General features: G+C 71.2%; 2 protein-coding genes. Both read left to right on the top strand.

The window, feature by feature from the left end; translation table 11 throughout:
- Window positions 1–11 precede the first annotated feature (11 nt).
- Window positions 12–6,425, top strand: a complete 6,414-nt coding sequence (locus OHA17_RS03935) for an SDR family NAD(P)-dependent oxidoreductase (RefSeq protein ID WP_406504062.1) — start codon at window positions 12–14, stop codon at window positions 6,423–6,425.
- 36 nt (window positions 6,426–6,461) lie between these two features.
- Entirely contained in the window at window positions 6,462–15,617 is a 9,156-nt protein-coding gene (locus OHA17_RS03930) for an SDR family NAD(P)-dependent oxidoreductase (RefSeq protein WP_406504060.1), read from the top strand.
- Window positions 15,618–15,624: the final 7 nt, after the last annotated feature.

The raw sequence follows: 15,624 nt of genomic DNA, 5'->3' as shown, positions 1-15,624 counted from the left end.
AAGAGCGGACCATGACCACATCCAGTGAAACCGTCGTCGCAGCCCTCCGCGCCTCGTTGAAGGAAGCCGAGCACCTGCGCCGACAGAACCACAAGCTCGTTGCCGCGGCCACGGAACCGATCGCGATCGTGGCGATGGCCTGCCGGTACCCGGGCGGCGTGCAGTCGCCCGAGGACCTCTGGGAGCTCCTGGCCGAGGGCAAGGACGCGATCGGCGCGTTCCCCACGGACCGCGGCTGGGACCTGGACGCCCTGCGGGACGCCGGGGTCGACGCCCGCGGCAACGCCGTCAGCCAGGAAGGAGGCTTCCTCGACGGCGTGGGGGACTTCGACGCCGACTTCTTCGGCATCTCCCCGCGCGAAGCCGTCACCATGGACCCGCAGCAGCGGCTGCTGCTGGAGACCTCCTGGGAGGCCATCGAGCGCGCCGGCATCGACCCGACCACCCTGCGCGGTAGCCGCACCGGTGTCTTCGTCGGCACCAACGGCCAGGACTACGCCTACCTGCTGGTGCGCTCGCTGGCCGACGCCACCGGCGACATCGGCACCGGAATCGCCGCCAGCGCCACGTCCGGCCGACTGTCCTACACGCTGGGCCTGGAAGGCCCGGCGGTGACCGTCGACACGGCGTGCTCCTCCTCGCTCGTCGCCCTGCACACGGCGACCCACGCCCTGCGGGCCGGCGAGTGCTCGCTGGCCCTGGTCGGCGGCGTGAACGTGATGTCGTCCCCCGGTTCCCTGATGGAGTTCAGCCGGCAGGGCGGGCTGGCGGCGAACGGCCGGTGCAAGGCGTTCTCCGACGACGCCGACGGCACCGGCTGGTCCGAAGGCGTCGGCATCCTCGTCGTCGAGCGCCTCTCCGACGCCCGCCGCAACGGGCACCCCGTGCTCGCGGTCGTACGGGGCTCGGCCGTCAACCAGGACGGCGCTTCCAACGGCTTCACCGCCCCCAACGGGCCGTCGCAGCAGCGGGTGATCCGGCAGGCCCTGGCGAGCGCCGGGCTGTCGGCCTCGGACGTGGACGTGGTCGAGGCGCACGGCACCGGCACGCCGCTGGGCGACCCGATCGAGGCCCAGGCGCTGCTGGCCGCCTACGGTCAGGACCGTGACCCCGAACGCCCGCTGCTGCTGGGGTCGGTGAAGTCGAACCTCGGCCACACGCAGGCCGCGGCGGGAGTGGCGGGGATCATCAAGGTGATCCTGGCGCTGCGGCACGGTGTGCTGCCCCAGACGCTGCACGTGGACGTCCCGTCGTCGCATGTGGACTGGTCGTCCGGTGCGGTGGAGCTGCTGACGGAGTCCCGGGAGTGGCCCAAGGCCGACCGGCCGTGGCGGGCTGGTGTGTCGTCGTTCGGCATCAGCGGCACCAACGCCCACGTCGTCATCGAGCAGGCGGAGCAGCCGGAGCAGGCCGAAGAGCCGGAAACCGAACCGGGAGTGGCACCCGCTGTCGTGCCGTGGCTGGTGTCCGCCAAGTCCGAACCGGCGCTGGCGGCCCAGATCGAGCGGATCTCCACGGTCAGCGGCGCGGCGTCCCCGGTGGACGTCGGCTGCTCGCTCGCCACGGGCCGTTCGGTCTTCGAGCACCGCGCCGTGCTGCTGGCACAGTGCCCCGACGGCGAACTGTCCGAGGCGGCCCGGGGCCGTGCGGAGGCGGACCGCTCGCTCGCGGTGTTGTTCTCGGGGCAGGGTGCGCAGCGGGTGGGGATGGGTCGGGAGTTGTATGGCCGGTTTCCGGTGTTTGCGGGGGCGTTGGATGCGGTGTTGGAGCGTTTCGAGGTTGGGCTTCGGGACGTGATGTTTGGTGATGTGGAGGGTTTGGACGAGACGGGGTTTACGCAGCCGGCGTTGTTTGCCGTCGAGGTGGCGTTGTTCCGGTTGGTGGAGTCGTGGGGGGTGCGTCCGGACTTTGTGGCTGGGCATTCTGTTGGTGAGGTTGCGGCGGCGCATGTGGCGGGGGTGTTGTCGCTGGAGGATGCGTGTGTGTTGGTGGCGGCGCGGGCGCGGTTGATGCAGGCGTTGCCGGTGGGTGGGGCGATGGTGGCCGTTGAGGCTGCTGAGAGTGTGGTTCGGCCGTGGTTGGTCGGCGGGGTGTCGGTTGCGGCGGTCAATGGTCCCGAGGCGGTGGTGATCGCGGGGGAGGAGTCCCAGGTTCTGCGGGTGGCCGGGGAGTTGGCGGGTGAGGGGCACAAGTCGCGGCGGCTGTCGGTGAGTCATGCTTTCCATTCGGTGTTGATGGAGCCGATGTTGGAGGACTTCCGGAAGGTCGCGGAGCGGCTGGCGTTCAGGGCGCCGGAGATCCCGATCGTTTCGAACGTGACGGGGGAACTCGCTTCCGGGGAGTTGGTGTGCTCGCCTGATTACTGGGTGCGGCATGTGCGGGAGACGGTGCGTTTTGCGGATGGTGTGCGGGCGCTTGAGGCTGAAGGTGTGTCGGTCTTCTTGGAGTTGGGTCCGGATGGTGTGTTGACGGCGATGGCGCAGCATGGTGCGGACGAGGCTGCGGTGTTCGTCAGTGCGTTGCGTAAGGACCGTTCTGAGGAGTTGGCGCTGTTGACGGCGTTGGCGCGGTTGCATGTGATGGGTGTGGCGGTGGACTGGGCCGCGTGGTTCGTGGGTACCGACGCCCACCGTGTGGACCTGCCGACCTATCCCTTCCAACGCGAGCGGTACTGGCCCCGGCCTGCCGGCCTCGCCGGGGATGTGACCGGTGCGGGTCTTCGGTCTGCGGAGCACCCGCTGCTGGGCGCCACGCTGACCCTCGCCGACTCCGGCGAGGTGCTGTTCACGGGCAGGCTGTCGTTGCAGGCGTATCCGTGGTTGGCCGACCACAGGATGGGGGGCAGCGTTCTCTTCCCGGCCACCGGCTTCCTGGAGCTGGCGATGCGCGCCGGTGACCAGGCCGGTTGCGACCGGGTCGAGGAGTTCCTGCTGCTGACTCCTCTGGTGCTCACGGATGAGAGTGCCGCACAGGTCCAGGTGCTGGTTGGTGCTCCGGACGAGGCGGGTGCCCGGACGATTTCGGTGTACTCGCGGGCCGATGGAGCCGCTGACGGATCCGCTGATCAGCCGTGGGTTCAGCATGCTCACGGCACCCTGACCAGTGGTGAGCGGATCGCGGACTTCGGTTCCCAGGTGTGGCCGCCACAGGACGCGGTGGCTGTGGATCTGGAGGGCTTCTACGACGGGACCGGGTACGGCCCGTCCTTCCAGGGCCTGCGCTCGGTGTGGCAGTGCGAGGACGGGGCCGGGGCCTACGTGGAGGTGGCGCTGCCGGCCCCGGCCGCCGAGGAGGCCGAGTCCTTCGGGATCCATCCGGCGCTGCTGGATGCGGTGCTCCAGTCCCACCGACTGGCCGGGGTCGGCAGCGAGCACGACGATTTCCTGCCGTTCGCCTGGCGGGGTGTGTCGCTGCATGCCGGGGGAGCGGCGGTGCTGCGGGTCCGGGTGGTGAAGACCGGTGACGACTCGGTGTCCATCGCGGCCGTCGACGTCGAAGGCGCCCCCGTCCTGTCCGCCGAGGCGATGGTGATGCGGACCTACCAGGCCCCCGGAGCCGGCCGGTTGGCGGGGCAGCGCGGCGCGGAGTACGACGCGTTGCTGTCGCTGGACTGGGTGGCGGCGCCCGAGGTGCAGCCTGCCGAACTCCGGTGTGTGTGCCTGGGCGCCGATGAGCTGGGTGTGGGTGCGTCGGTCGCGTCCCTGGCGGACCTGACGGGGGACGAGGACCTCGTGGTGGTGCCCGTGTCCGGTGGTGCGGGCGATGATGTGCCGGCCGTGGCGCACGAACTCACCTCCTGGGTCCTGGGCCTGCTCCAAGAGTGGGCGGGCCGGGAGGAATCCACCACGTCACGTCTGGTGTTCGTCACCCGCGGTGCCGTCTCCGCCGATGAGGGCGAGTCCGTACGGGATGTGGCCGCGGGCGCGGTGTGGGGTCTGGTGCGGTCGGCGCAGTCGGAGAATCCCGGGCGGATCGTGCTCCTGGACCTCGAAGACGGGCAGGACGGAGACCTGGCCGGGGTGCTTGCGGACCTGGCGGGTCTGCTGGCCACCGACGACGCCCAGTTCGTGGTCCGCGACGGTGCTCTCCGGGTGGCGCGCCTGGCCCGGCTCGGCAGCAGTGCGGGGCTGTTGCCGCCCGCCGACGTGCCGTGGCGGCTGGACAGTGCAGCCAAGGGCAGCCTGGACAACCTGGTCCTGGCTCCCTGCCCGGAGATCCTGGAGCCCCTTACCGAGGGCCAGGTCCGGATCCGGGTGCAGGCTGCCGGCGTCAACTTCCGCGACGTTCTGAATGCCCTGGGCATGTACCCGGGTGAGGCCGGGCTGTTGGGTGCCGAGGCGGCCGGTGTGGTCACCGAGACGGGGCCCGGCGTGCGCGGACTGCACCCGGGCGACCGTGTGACGGGCATGGTCTTCGGCGGCTACGGCCCGGTCGCGGTGACCGATCAGCGGCTGTTGACCCGGATCCCCGAGAACTGGACGCCCGAGCAGGCGGCTTCGATGCCGCTGGTTTTCCTGACCGCGCTCTACGCCTTGAGGGACCTCGCAGATCTCCAGTCCGGCCAGTCGATCCTGGTGCATGCCGGTGCCGGTGGTGTGGGTATGGCGGCGATTCAGTTGGCTCGGCATCTGGGTGCCGAGGTGTTCGCCACGGCCAGTGAGGGCAAGTGGGACACGCTGCGCGAGTTGGGTGTCGCCGACGACCACATCGCCTCCTCCCGCACGACCGACTTCGAGGAGCGCTTCCGGGCGGTGACCGGTGGCCGCGGTGTGGACGTGGTCCTCAACGCCCTGGCGGGCGAATTCGTCGACGCGTCGCTGCGGTTGACCGCCCCGGGCGGCCACTTCCTGGAGATGGGCAAGACCGACATCCGTGAGCCCGGGGCCGTCGCCCCGGTGCGTTACAAGGCGTTCGACCTCGCCGACGCGGGCCCCGACCGGGTGCGAGGGATGCTCGCCGAACTGCTGGAGCTGTTCGGGCAGGGGGCGTTGAAGACGCTGCCGGTGACCTCCTGGGATGTGCGGCGGGCGCCGGAGGCGTTCCGGTTCATGAGCCGGGCGCAGCACATCGGGAAGATCGTGCTGACCCTGCCGCGCGCCTGGGCTGCGGACGGCACGGTGCTGATCACCGGTGGTACCGGGGGACTGGCTCGCGAGCTCGCCCGGCACCTGGTGACTGAGCGGGGCATGCGCCACCTGCTGCTGGTCAGTCGCAGCGGCCCGGACGCCCCTGGTGCCACCGACCTACAGGAGGAGCTGGCCGCACACGGCGCCGAGGTGACCCTCCTCGCGTGCGACATGGCCGACCGGGCGGCGGTGGCCGCGGCAGTGGGCGCGGTGCCCGCCGCGCACCCGCTGACCGCGGTGATCCACACCGCCGGTGTCCTGGACGACGGTGTGGTGGCGTCGTTGACGCCCGAGCGGCTGTCGGCCGTACTGCGTCCGAAGGTGGACGCGGCCTGGCATCTGCACGAAGCCATCAAGGACCTCGACCTCGCCGCGTTCGTGCTGTACTCGTCCGTCTCGGGCGTACTCGGCACCTCGGGACAGGGCAACTACGCCGCGGGCAACGTCTTCCTCGACGCACTGGCCCGCCACCGTACGGCGCAGGGCCTGCCCGCCCAGTCCCTCGCCTGGGGCGCCTGGGCCCCGAGCGGCGGCATGACCGCCACGCTGTCGGACGTCGATGTACAGCGGATCGCCTCAGCCGGAGCCACGCCGCTGACCGTCGAGCAGGGACTGGCGCTGTTCGACGCCGCCACCGCGATCGACGGGGGGCACCTCGTCCCCATCGGAGCGGTCACCACGGGCGCCCGGAGCCGCGGCACCGTACCGCCGGTGCTGCGGGGCCTGTTCAAAGGCGCCCGCCGTACGGCAGCGGGCGGCGCCGAAGCGGCCACAACGCTCGGCCACCGGCTACAGGCGGCACGAGCGGAGGACCGTACGCGCATGATGACCGACCTCGTACGGACCGAGGCCGCCGCCGTGCTTGGGCACGCCTCAGCCAAGGCGATCGACACCCGGCGGGAGTTCAACGACCTGGGCTTCGACTCGCTGACCTCCGTCGAACTCCGCAACCGGCTCTCCACGGCCACCGGCCTGCGACTGTCCGCCACCCTCGTCTTCGACTATCCCAACCCCGTCGCACTCGCCGACCACCTCGTCTCGCAGCTAGTGGACGAGTCCGCCACGGGTCCGGACCTCCTCGCCGAGCTGGAACGGCTCGGCTCCGCGCTCGCCGTCAGCGAGCCCGACGCCCGTACCAGGGCCGCCGTCGTCGGCCGCCTGGCACAGATCTTGGACGACTGGCGCGGGAACCCGGCGGAGGAGGACGGAGAGGAGGTCTCCGAGCGGATCGAATCCGCCAGCACCGACGAGATCTTCGCCTTCATCGACAACGAGCTCGGTCGGCAGAGCGAACTCTGAGTCAGGCCCACGCATTTACACGGAAGGTTCCACGTCATGCCGAACGACAAGAAGCTCGTCGACTACCTCAAGTGGGTCACGAACGACTTGCACCAGACCCGCCAGCGGCTGCGGGAGGCCGAGTCCGCCAAGCAGGAGCCGATAGCCGTTGTCGGAATGTCCTGCCGGCTGCCGGGCGGAATTCGCTCACCGGAAGACCTCTGGCAGTTGTTGGACGACGGTCGCGACGGCATCTCGGCATTCCCCACGGACCGTGGCTGGAACCTCGACATTCTCAGCGGTGAGGGAGGCGGCAGCAGCGCCACCGCCGAAGGCGGCTTCGTCGACGCCGCCTCGTTCGACGCGGGTTTCTTCGGCATCTCGCCCCGTGAAGCCGTGGCGATGGACCCGCAGCAGCGGCTGCTGCTGGAGACCTCCTGGGAGGCACTGGAGCGCGCTGGCATCGCACCGGTCTCCCTGCGGGGCACCCGGACCGGTGTCTTCGTGGGCACGAGCGGCGTCGACTACATCAATGCCGTGCTGAACTCCAGCGAGGACATCGAGGGCCACGGCAGCACCGGACTGGCGGGCAGCATCCTGTCCGGGCGGCTCTCGTACAGCTTCGGGCTGGAGGGTCCGGCCCTCACCGTCGACACCGCGTGTTCCTCCTCGCTCGTCTCGCTCCACCTGGCGGCCCACGCACTGCGCAGCGGCGAGTGCTCGCTGGCACTGGCCGGCGGCGTGACGGTGATGTCGACGCCGATGAGCTTCGCCGGATTCACCCGGCAGGGCGGGCTGGCGGCGAACGGCCGGTGCAAGGCGTTCTCCGACGACGCCGACGGCACCGGCTGGTCCGAAGGCGTCGGCATCCTCGTCGTCGAGCGCCTCTCCGACGCCCGCCGCAACGGGCACCCCGTGCTCGCGGTCGTACGGGGCTCGGCCGTCAACCAGGACGGCGCCTCCAACGGCCTGATGGCCCCCAACGGGCCGTCCCAGCAGCGGGTGATCCAGCAGGCCCTGGCGAGCGCCGGTCTCTCCCCCTCGGACGTGGACGCCGTCGAGGCGCACGGCACCGGCACGACCCTGGGCGACCCGATCGAGGCCCAGGCGCTGCTGGCCGCCTACGGCCAGGACCGCGACCCCGAACGCCCGCTGCTGCTCGGCTCGGTGAAGTCCAACCTCGGCCACACGCAGGCGGCCGCCGGCGCGGCCGGACTCATCAAGATGGTCCTGGCACTGCGGCACGGCGTCCTGCCGAAGACCCTGTACGCCGATGTGCCGTCGTCGCATGTGGACTGGGAATCCGGTGCGGTGGAACTGCTGACGGAGTCCCGGGAGTGGCCCAGGGCCGACCGGCCGTGGCGGGCCGGGGTGTCGTCGTTCGGCATCAGCGGTACCAACGCCCACGTCATCCTTGAACAGGCACCGCTCGCCGAGGAACCCGGCGAGCGGGACGAGACCGAGCAGGACGAAAACGAGCAGGGCGACCGTGAGCCGAAGACCGCTCCGAAGCTCGCGCCGGTGATTGTGCCGGCGGTCGTGCCGTGGCTGGTATCGGGCAAGTCCGAGGATGCGCTCGCCGCACAGCGCGAGCAGATCACCGCGCTGACCGGTCTGTCGCCGATCGACCTGGGATTCTCGCTGGCCACCACCCGGGCGCACCTGGAGCACCGTGCGGTACTGCTGTCCGAGGGCGACGAGACCGTCGAGGTAGCACGCGGCTTCGCCGAGGACACGGCCGGAAAGACCGCGGTGTTGTTCTCGGGGCAGGGTGCGCAGCGGGTGGGGATGGGTCGGGAGTTGTATGGCCGGTTTCCGGTGTTTGCGGGGGCGTTGGATGCGGTGTTGGAGCGTTTCGAGGTTGGGCTTCGGGACGTGATGTTTGGTGATGTGGAGGGTTTGGACGAGACGGGGTTTACGCAGCCGGCGTTGTTTGCCTTCGAGGTGGCGTTGTTCCGGTTGGTGGAGTCGTGGGGGGTGCGTCCGGACTTTGTGGCTGGGCATTCTGTTGGTGAGGTTGCGGCGGCGCATGTGGCGGGGGTGTTGTCGCTGGAGGATGCGTGTGTGTTGGTGGCGGCGCGGGCGCGGTTGATGCAGGCGTTGCCGGTGGGTGGGGCGATGGTGGCCGTTGAGGCTGCTGAGAGTGTGGTTCGGCCGTGGTTGGTCGGCGGGGTGTCGGTTGCGGCGGTCAATGGTCCCGAGGCGGTGGTGATCGCGGGGGCTGAGGACGCGGTGCTGCGGGTGGCCGGGGAGTTGGCGGGTGAGGGGCACAAGTCGCGGCGGCTGTCGGTGAGTCATGCTTTCCATTCGGTGTTGATGGAGCCGATGCTGGAGGACTTCCGGAAGGTCGCGGAGCGGCTGGCGTTCAGGGCGCCGGAGATCCCGATCGTTTCGAACGTGACGGGGGAACTCGCTTCCGGGGAGTTGGTGTGCTCGCCTGATTACTGGGTGCGGCATGTGCGGGAGACGGTGCGTTTTGCGGATGGTGTGCGGGCGCTTGAGGCTGAAGGTGTGTCGGTCTTCTTGGAGTTGGGTCCGGATGGTGTGTTGACGGCGATGGCGCAGCATGGTGCGGACGAGGCTGCGGTGTTCGTCAGTGCGTTGCGTAAGGACCGTTCTGAGGAGTTGGCGCTGTTGACGGCGTTGGCGCGGTTGCATGTGATGGGTGTGGCGGTGGACTGGGCCGCGTGGTTCGTGGGTACCGACGCCCACCGTGTGGACCTGCCGACCTATCCCTTCCAACGCGAGCGGTACTGGCCCCGGCCTGCCGGCCTCGCCGGGGATGTGACCGGTGCGGGTCTTCGGTCTGCGGAGCACCCGCTGCTGGGCGCCACGCTGACCCTCGCCGACTCCGGCGAGAAGGGCGCCCGCCGTACGGCCGCCGTCTCCGCTGGCGACACCGAAGCGGTCCTGCGACTGACCCGGCGACTGACGGAGCTGACCCCGGACGAGCGGAGCGCCTTCACGGTCGATCTCGTACGGACCGAGGCCGCCGCCGTGCTCGGGCACGCCTCGGCCAAGGCGATCGACACCCGGCGGGACTTCCACGACCTGGGCTTCGACTCGCTGACCGCCGTCGAACTCCGCAACCGGCTCTCCACGGCCACCGGCCTGCGGCTGCCCGCCACCCTCGTCTTCGACTACCCCAACCCCACCGCACTCGCCGGCCACCTCATCGCCGTCCTCCTCGACGAGCACGACGAGGCTCACGCCCCCGCCGCGATCAGCACGGCGTCCGCCGACGATCCGGTCGCCATCGTCGGCATGGCCTGTCGGCTGCCCGGCGATGTTCGGTCCCCGGAGGACCTGTGGCGGCTCGTCGTCGACGGGCGCGACGGCATCTCCGCCTTCCCGACGGACCGCGGCTGGGACCTGGAGACCCTGCTCGGCGGGGCGGAGGGCGACCAGGGCCGCAGTTCCTCGTCCAGGGGCGGTTTCCTGGACGACCTCGGCGACTTCGACGCCCCCTTCTTCGGCATCTCCCCTCGCGAAGCCATGGCGATGGACCCGCAGCAGCGGCTGATGCTGGAGACCTCCTGGGAGGCCATCGAGCGGGCCGGCATCGACCCGGTGTCCCTGCGGGGCACCGAGACCGGCGTCTTCGTCGGCACCAGCGGCTCCGACTACGGCAGCATCCTGATGAACTCCAGCGAGGACGTCGAGGCCCACGCCAGCACCGGGCTCGCCGGCAGCGTCCTCTCCGGGCGGCTCTCCTACACGTTCGGCCTGGAGGGCCCGGCCCTCACCGTCGACACCGCATGCTCCTCCTCGCTCGTCTCGCTCCACCTGGCGGCCCACGCACTGCGCAGCGGCGAATGCTCGCTGGCACTGGCCGGCGGCGTGACGCTGCTGTCCACGCCGATGAGCATCGCCGGATTCAGCAGGCAGGGTGCGCTGGCGTCGGACGGCCGCTGCAAGGCGTTCTCCGACGACGCCGACGGTACGAGCTGGGCCGAAGGTGTGGGCGTACTCGTCCTGGAGCGGCTGTCCGACGCCCGCCGCAACGGACACGAGATCCTCGCCGTCGTCCGCGGCTCGGCCGTCAACCAGGACGGCGCCTCCAACGGCCTGACGGCACCCAACGGCCCGTCCCAGCAGCACGTCATCCGCCAGGCCCTGACGAACGCCGGGCTCTCGACGGGCGACGTGGACGCCGTCGAGGCGCACGGCACCGGCACGGCCCTGGGCGACCCGATCGAGGCCCAGGCGCTGCTCGCCACCTACGGTCAGGACCGGGCCGAGGGACAGCCGCTGATGCTGGGCTCGCTCAAGTCGAACATCGGCCACACCATGGCGGCGGCCGGCGTCTCCGGCGTCATCAAGATGGTCCTGTCGCTGCGGCACGGTGTGCTGCCGCGCTCCCTCTACATCGGCACGCCCTCCTCGCACGTCGACTGGACGGCGGGCGACGTCAAGCTCCTCACGGAGCAGACCGACTGGCCGGACACCGGCCGCCCGCGCCGCGGCGCGGTCTCCTCGTTCGGCATGAGCGGCACCAACGCCCACGCCATCCTCGAACAGGCACCGGAGAGCGCCGAGCGGCCGGACCGGGACACCCGGCCCGTCGAGCCGCAGGCCGTTCCGTGGCTGGTGTCGGGCAGGTCGCCCCAGGCGCTGGCCGACGGGATCGGGCAGCTCCGGGACTGGGTCGGTGAGCGGCCGGAACTCGCGTCGGCCGACGTGGGCTTCTCGCTGGCCACCGGGCGGCCGCTGTTCGAGCACCGCGCGGTGCTGCTGGCCGGGGACGAGGTGGCGCGCGGTACGGCCGAGGACCGCTCGCTGGCGATGCTCTTCCCGGGCCAGGGCGGGCAGCGGGTCGGGATGGGCCGCGAACTGTACGACCGGTTCCCGGTGTTCGCCGAGGCACTGGACGCGGTACTGGCCCACTTCGACGACGAGGTGCGGGAGGTGATGCTCACCGACGCCGAGCGGCTGGACCGGACCGTGTTCACCCAGCCGGCCATGTTCGCCATCCAGGTGGCGCTGTTCCGGCTCGTCGAATCCTGGGGCGTCCGCCCCGACTTCGTCGGCGGGCACTCGTTCGGAGAGATCGCCGCCGCGCACGTCGCCGGGGTCCTCTCGCTGGAGGACGGCTGCACCTTGGCGGCCGCCCGCGGGCGGCTGATGAACACCCTTGAGGGCCAGGGCGCCATCATGGTGGCGATCCAGGCGAGCGAGAAGGAGGCGACCGCGCGGCTCGTCGACGGCGTCTCGATCGCGGCGATCAACGGACCGCAGGCCGTCGTCATCGCCGGCGACGGACCCGCCACACAGCGCATCGCCGAGGCATTCGCCGCCGAGGGCCGCAAGACGCGGCAGGTGGCGGTGCGGGTCGCCGGCCACTGCCCGCTGATGGACCCGATCCTGGACGAATTCCGCCAGGTGGCCGAGGGCCTCACCTACCAGGAGCCGCGCATCCCCCTCGTCTCGACCGTGACCGGCGAACGGGCCTCGGACGACCTGATGCGCTGCGCCGACTACTGGGTCCGCAACGTCCGCGAGCCCGTCCGCTTCGCCGACGCGGTACGCACCCTGGCCGCCGAGGACGTCTCGGCCTTCCTGGAGCTGGGCCTCGACGGGGCACTGACCGGGATGGTCCCGCACAACGTGGATGGCACCGACGGCAGTGTCGGCGCCGTCGTCGCCGTCAGCGCCCTGCGCAAGGACCGCCCCGAGGAGACGGCCCTGCTCACCACCCTGGCGCAGCTGCACGTCGCCGGAGTCGACGCGGACTGGGCCAGGATCTTCGACGGCACCGGCGCCCGCCACGTCGACCTGCCCACCTACCCGTTCCAGCGCCAGCGGTACTGGCCGAAGCGCAGGGCACTGGCGGGCGATGTGACCTCCGCGGGTCTGCTGCCCACCGAGCACCCGCTGCTCGGCGCGGCGGTGCCGCTGGCGGACGGCGACGGCATGCTGTTCACCAGCCGCCTGTCGATGGAGACCCACCCCTGGCTCAAGGACCACGTGGCGGGCGGCACGGCCGTCTTCCCGGCCTCCGGCTTCGTCGAACTGGCCGTCCGGGCCGGCGACCAGTTCGGCTGCGACCGCGTCGCCGAACTCGCCCTCGACACACCGCTGGCGCTCACCGACGGCACGGCCCTGGTGCTCCAGGTGTGGCTGGGCGCCCCCGACGACGAGGGCGACCGGCAGATCCGGTTCTTCTCACGGCCCCAGGCCACACCGGACGAACCGTGGACCCGGCACGCCACCGGCACCCTCACCACCGGCGAGCACACCGCGGACTTCGACGCGTCCGACTGGCCGCCCCGCGACGCCTCCGACGTCGACGTGGACGGCTACTACGACGGGACGGAGTTCGGCGCCGCCTTCCGCGGGCTGCAAGCGGCCTGGGTCCGCGGCGACGACACGTTCGTCGAAGCCGAACTCCCGGACGGCCTCGCCTCCGACGCCCCGTCCTTCGGCCTGCACCCGGCACTGCTCGAAGCGGTCCTGCACGGCACCGCGTTCAGCGGCGCGGGCGACGAGGAGCGCCTCTCCTACGCCGCCTCCTGGAAGGACGTGTCGCTGCACGCCTCCGGCGCCTCGGCGGTACGGGCACGGATCACGAAGACCGGTGCGGACTCCGTCAGCGTCACGGCGGTCGACGCCGCCGGGGAACCCGTCCTGTCGGCGCGCCACCTCACACTGCGCGCCCTGGCGGAAGCTCCCAAGCGGGCCGTCCGCAGCCAGCGGGACCGGCTGCTGCGCCTGGAGTGGATCCCGGCACCGCGCACAGAGGACGTACCCGATCTCCGGAGCACCGTCCTGGCGCCCCTGGGAACCGCCTCACTCGCCGACATCACGGGCACCCCGGACCTGGTCGTGGTTCCCGTGCCCCGCGCGCAGGACGGCTTCCCGGCGGCCGTGCACGAGCTGACGACCCAGGCCCTGCTGCTGGCGCAGGAGTGGATCGCCGACGCGCGCTTCACCACCTCCCAGCTGGTGTTCCTGACGCGTGGTGCGGTGGACGGCGGTGACCTGGCCGGTTCCGCCCTCTGGGGCCTGGTGCGCTCGACGATCGCGGAACACCCCGGCCGCTTCGTCCTGGCCGACGTCGAGGAGCTGGACGAGAACGGTGACGGCGGCGACCTGGCGGTGCTCGTCGAGGCGCTGCCCGGCCTGCTGCCCTCCGGCGAGACCCAGTTCGTCGTGCGCGACAAGGCGGTGCTCATGGGGCGGCTGGCGTGGCTGCCCACCGACGCCGAGACACGGCCGTCGCAGTGGGACCCCGAGGGGACCGTACTGATCACCGGTGGTACCGGCGGCCTCGGCATCGAACTGGCCCGGTGGCTCGCCGCGAACGGTACCCGGCACCTGCTGCTGGTCAGCCGCAGCGGCCCGAAGGCTTCCGGGGCGGACGAACTCGCCGAGGAACTGCGGGAGTTGGGCGCGTTGCCCACGATCGTGGCCTGTGACACGGCCGACCCGGACGCGCTCGCCGGACTCCTGGCCGCCATCCCGGCGGAGCACCCGCTGACCGCGGTCGTCCACCTCGCCGGTGTCCTCGACGACGGCGTGGTGACCGCGCTGACTCCGGAGCGCCTGACGCCGGTGCTGCGCCCGAAGGTGGACGCCGCCTGGCATCTGCACGAGGCCACCAAGGACCTCGGCCTGGCCGGGTTCATCATGTTCTCCTCCGTCTCCGGCGTGCTGGGCGCCCCGGGCGTGGCCAACTACGCGTCCGCGAACGCCTTCCTCGACGGCCTGGTCCGGCACCGCGCCGCCCTGGGCCTGCCGGGCCAGTCGCTGGTGTGGGGCCACTGGGACGGCGGCGGCATGGCCGAATCGCTGAACCAGGCCACCGTGGCGCGCATGCGGCTCAACGGCATGGCGCCGGTCTCCATCAAGGAGGGCATGGAACTGTTCGACAGCGCTCGCGACTACGTCGAGCCCGTCGTGATGGCGGTGGGCCTGATCCCCGGCGCCCGGGTGCCGCAGGGGGAGATTCCCCCGATGTTCCGCGGCCTGGTCCGCCACAGCAGGCGGACCGCCTCGAACGCCACGAGCACGTCCGGCACCCCGGCCACCATCGCCCAGCAACTGCTGGAGCTGCCGGAAGGCGAGCGCGTCGGCCACCTCGTCGACCTCGTCCGCGGCGAGGCCGCCCTCATCCTCGGCTACGCGTCCCCGGCGGAGATCGAGCCCCGCCGGGACTTCTACGAGCTCGGTCTCGACTCGCTGACCTCGATCGAGCTGCGCAACCGGCTCGCCACGGCCACCGGACTGCAACTGCCGGCGACACTGGTCTTCGACACCAAGACCTCCGCCGACCTCGGCGCACGGCTGCGCAGCGAATTCGCCGTACAGCCCGGACTCGCCGGCTCCGCGTCCGCGGGGAGCCTGCTCCTGGCCGGGCCGGAACCCGACTCGCTGGAGCGGCTGTTCCTCGACGCCATGGACAACGGCAAGTTCCCGGAGGCCAGGCTCATGCTGCGGGCCCTGACCGGCCTGCGCCAGACCTTCGAGAACACAGCCGAACTGGAGGAACTGCCGCTGCCGACCACGCTCGCCGAAGGCCCCGCCGAACCGCGGATGATCTGCGTCAGCACACCCACCGCCAACGGCGGCGTCCACGAGTACGCCAGGTTCGCCGCACCCTTCCGGGGCGAACGGCACGTCTGCGCGCTGCCCCTGGTCGGCTTCGCCGCCGGGGAACGGGTACCGACCACGGTGATGACCGCGGTCAGGACCATCGCGGAGAGCGCCCTGCGCGCGAGCGACGGCAACCCGTTCATCCTGACCGGGCACTCCTCCGGCGGTACCTACGCCTACGCCGCCGCCGGTCTGCTGGAGGCCACCTGGGGCATCAAGCCCGCAGCGGTGGTGCTGCTGGACTCGGTCAGCATCCGGCACGACGACGAGGACGAGATCGACTACGACAGGCTGATGCACCACAACTTCCGGGTCGACGAGGAATCGCCGGTGCGGATGACGAACTCCAGGCTGTCCGGCATGGGACGGTGGATGAACCTGCTCAGCCAACTTGAGGTATCGCACACGACCGCCCCCGTGCTGGTCGTCCGCGCCACCCAGGAGACCGTCGCCTTGGAGGCCATCGCGGCCGCTGCGGCCGAGGACACGAAGAGCAAGGCGTTCCCGACGGCCGAGGTGCGCCTCGTGGAAGCCGACCACTTCTCCATGGTGCGCGACGACGCTCCGGAGACCGCGCGGATCGTCAAGGAATGGCTCGCCACCCTCGGCGAGGCGTAACCACGGC

Source organism: Streptomyces sp. NBC_00212, from assembly GCF_045206365.1.
In the GTDB taxonomy this organism is placed as follows: domain Bacteria; phylum Actinomycetota; class Actinomycetes; order Streptomycetales; family Streptomycetaceae; genus Streptomyces.
The sequence above is the reverse complement of the archived record's forward strand: the minus strand, read 5'-3'. Positions and strand labels throughout refer to the sequence as shown.